Source organism: Phenylobacterium sp., assembly GCF_035276905.1.
GTDB lineage: Bacteria > Pseudomonadota > Alphaproteobacteria > Caulobacterales > Caulobacteraceae > Phenylobacterium.
On sequence record NZ_DATELG010000169.1, the window covers coordinates 1 to 2,711 of the forward strand.

Sequence of the window (2,711 nt, forward strand, 5' to 3'; positions counted from 1 at the left end):
GGTCGACCAGCAGGCGGGGCAGGGTGTCGGAGTTCAACTCCACCAGCCACAGGCCGCCGGGGCCCTCGCGCACGAAGACGTCCGGAGCCACCGGCGTCGCGGCCTCGCCGCCGGGGAAGGCGGCGCCCGGCCGGGGCGTCAGGCCGCGGATCTCGGCGATCATCTCGCGCAGGTCTTCGTCGTCCACGCCGCAGATCTTCTTCAGCGCCGCCAGGTCGCGCCGGGCCAGGAGCTGCAGGTTGTCGAGCAGGGCGCCGATCGCCGGATCGTAGCGGTTCTGATCCTTCAGCTGGATCATCAGGCACTCGCGCACGTCGCGCGCCGCCACGCCCACGGGATCGAAGCCCTGGACCACGCCCAGCACCTTCTCCACCAGCGAAGGCGCACAGCCCAGCCGCTCGGCCACCTCCTGGGTGTCGGCGCGCAGATAGCCGCCCTCGTCCACCGCGTCGATCAGGACCCCGGCGATCACCGTCTCCGTGGGCGAGAGGCCCGAGGCCGAGAGCTGGTCCTGCAGATGTTCGACAAGGGTCTTGTCCTTGCTGAGCGCGCCTTCGAACCCTTCGCCGCCGTGATCGAAGCCGCCGCCGGATCCGGCCTTGGACCAGTCTATGGCGCCACCCACGTCGGCCGCTTCGGGCGCGTCGCCCGTGGCGCGCTCGCCGGGCGAGGCCTCGTCGTGGGTGGTGTCCAGATCCGCCCGGGCTTCGGCGTCGGCGGCGTGCTCGGCCGGGGCCGCCGCCTCGTCGTGCGGGGCCTCGTCCGCCTCGTTGTCGCGTTCGTCGCGCGCCAGCAGCGGATTGCGCTCCAGCTCGGTCTCGACGAAGGCCTCGAGCTCGAGATTCGACATCTGCAGCAGCTTGATCGCCTGCTGCAGCTGGGGCGTGATGACCAGCCCCTGACCCTGCCGGATCTCAAGTCGTGCGCTGAGCGCCAAAGAACCGCCTCCTGGCCTGTTTCTTGCTTCCCAGGCTAGGGGCCGATCCCCACTGAGTGGTTAACGCCGGCGATTTAAGCCACCGTCGGCGCCAGGGTGGCGAACTCGGGTTAACGGCGGTGACGGCTTGCGGAGGGCGTGATTCCCTGGGCGGCGACGCTGAGTCGGAGCCCAGGGATGGACGTGGTGTTGGACAAGCCGCGGTTGCGGCGCCTGCTGGACCATTTTGCGGAGGTGGCCGATCCGCGCGAGCCCTGGCGGGTGGCCCATCCGCTGCCGGAAGTGCTGCTGCTGGTGGTGTGCGGCTCGATCGCCTCGTGCGACGACTTCGACGACATCGCCGCCTGGGGCCGGGCGCATCTCGATTTCCTGCGCCGCTTCTTGCCGTTCGACCACGGCGTGCCCGGCGAACGCTGGCTCAACATCCTGATGAACCGGATCGACCCGGAGTTGTTCGCGGCCTGTTTCATGAGCTGGGCCCGGGAGCTGCGACCGGATGCGCCGGAGCTCCTGGCGCTGGACGGCAAGACCTCACGACGCACCCACGACCGCGCGGCGGGCCTGGCTCCGCTGCATCTGGTCTCGGCCTTCGCCACGCGCGAGCGGCTGGTGCTCGGCCAGGAGGCGGTGCGGGCCAAGTCCAACGAGATCGAGGCCATTCCGGCGCTCTTGGGCAAGCTGGCGGAGGCCGGCAGCCTGAAGGGCGCCTTGGTCAGCATCGACGCCATCGCCTGCAATCCCAAGATCGCCGCCGCGATCACCGGCCACGGCGCGGACTACCTCTTGGCGGTCAAGGCCAACCAGAGCCACCTTCAGGGCGAGATCGAACGCTTCTTCCAGGACGCCCCGCCCGAGAGCCTCGAGGTCTTCGTCGACGTCGACAAGGGCCACGGCCGCATCGAGGACCGCCGCGTCTTCGTCTCCAAGGACGTCGAATGGCTCGTCGGCGACCGCAGGTTTCCCGGCGAGCACCGCTTCCCCGCCATCGCCGCCGTCGCCAAGGTCGAGACCCGCACCGAGCTCGCCGACCGCTGCCGCCGCGAAACCCGCCTGTTCATCACCTCGCGCCCGCTGTCGGCCCAGGATCTCGCCGCGGCGGTGCGCAGCCACTGGCGCATCGAGAACGCCCTGCACTGGGTGCTCGACGTCACGTTCAACGAAGATCAGTCACGCCTGCGCAAGGGACATGGAGCCAAGAACATGGCCATCGTCCGCCACTTCGCCCTCAATCTCGTGCGAACCGCCAACGACCGCCACAGCCTCAAAACACGGCGAAAACTCGCAGGCTGGGACCAGAACTACCTCGCATCACTCATCGGGGCTTCAGGCCGTTAACCCCGATTCGTTGCCCTGCGGCTGGAGGCGAAACATAGGCGGAAGGCGGCGGTTGACGATGGACCGTTCGGCCTAATAACTGGACTTTTCGTCCTGCGGGCCGCTCCTGGAGAGCCCTGGACGTTCCGGGAGCGAGCGGGTGGCCGCCGTACAGATTCCGCGCTTCTTCCTCTACGGCGAACCGCCTCGTGCGGTCGGCGACCGGTTTCTGCACCTGGAGGCGCTGGACGACCGCAGCCGCCCCGCCAACTGGAATATTCGTCCGCATACCCACGCGAACCTTTGCCACGTCTTCATGATCGACAAGGGCGGTGGCGACATGAACGCCGACGCCCACGTGATCCCCTTCCACGCGCCCTGCCTGCTCCTGGTGCCGTCGAGCGTGGTGCATGGCTTCGTCTACGAAACCGAGACGACGGGGTCGGTCCTGACCATTTCG

General features: G+C 68.6%; 1 protein-coding gene and 2 pseudogenes. 2 read left to right on the forward strand and 1 reads right to left on the reverse strand.

What is annotated here, in order from left to right; translation table 11 throughout:
• Positions 1 to 937 (reverse strand): annotated as a pseudogene (locus tag VJS38_RS07710) (RNA polymerase sigma-54 factor); the annotation flags it as partial.
• A gap of 177 nt (positions 938 to 1,114) precedes the next feature.
• Between VJS38_RS07710 and VJS38_RS07715 the strand changes: the two are divergent.
• Both VJS38_RS07715 and VJS38_RS07720 read left to right on the forward strand, forming a co-directional pair.
• Positions 1,115 to 2,272, forward strand: coding sequence for an ISAs1 family transposase (locus VJS38_RS07715; protein WP_324087570.1), 1,158 nt, complete (start codon positions 1,115 to 1,117; stop codon positions 2,270 to 2,272).
• A gap of 139 nt (positions 2,273 to 2,411) precedes the next feature.
• A pseudogene (locus VJS38_RS07720) lies at positions 2,412 to 2,711 on the forward strand (AraC family transcriptional regulator); the annotation flags it as partial.

Bases quoted from the DNA above. Each gene is read 5' to 3' on its own strand.
- VJS38_RS07715 (WP_324087570.1), top strand. From the start codon at position 1,115: ATGGACGTGGTGTTGGACAAGCCGCGGTTGCGGCGCCTGCTGGACCAT.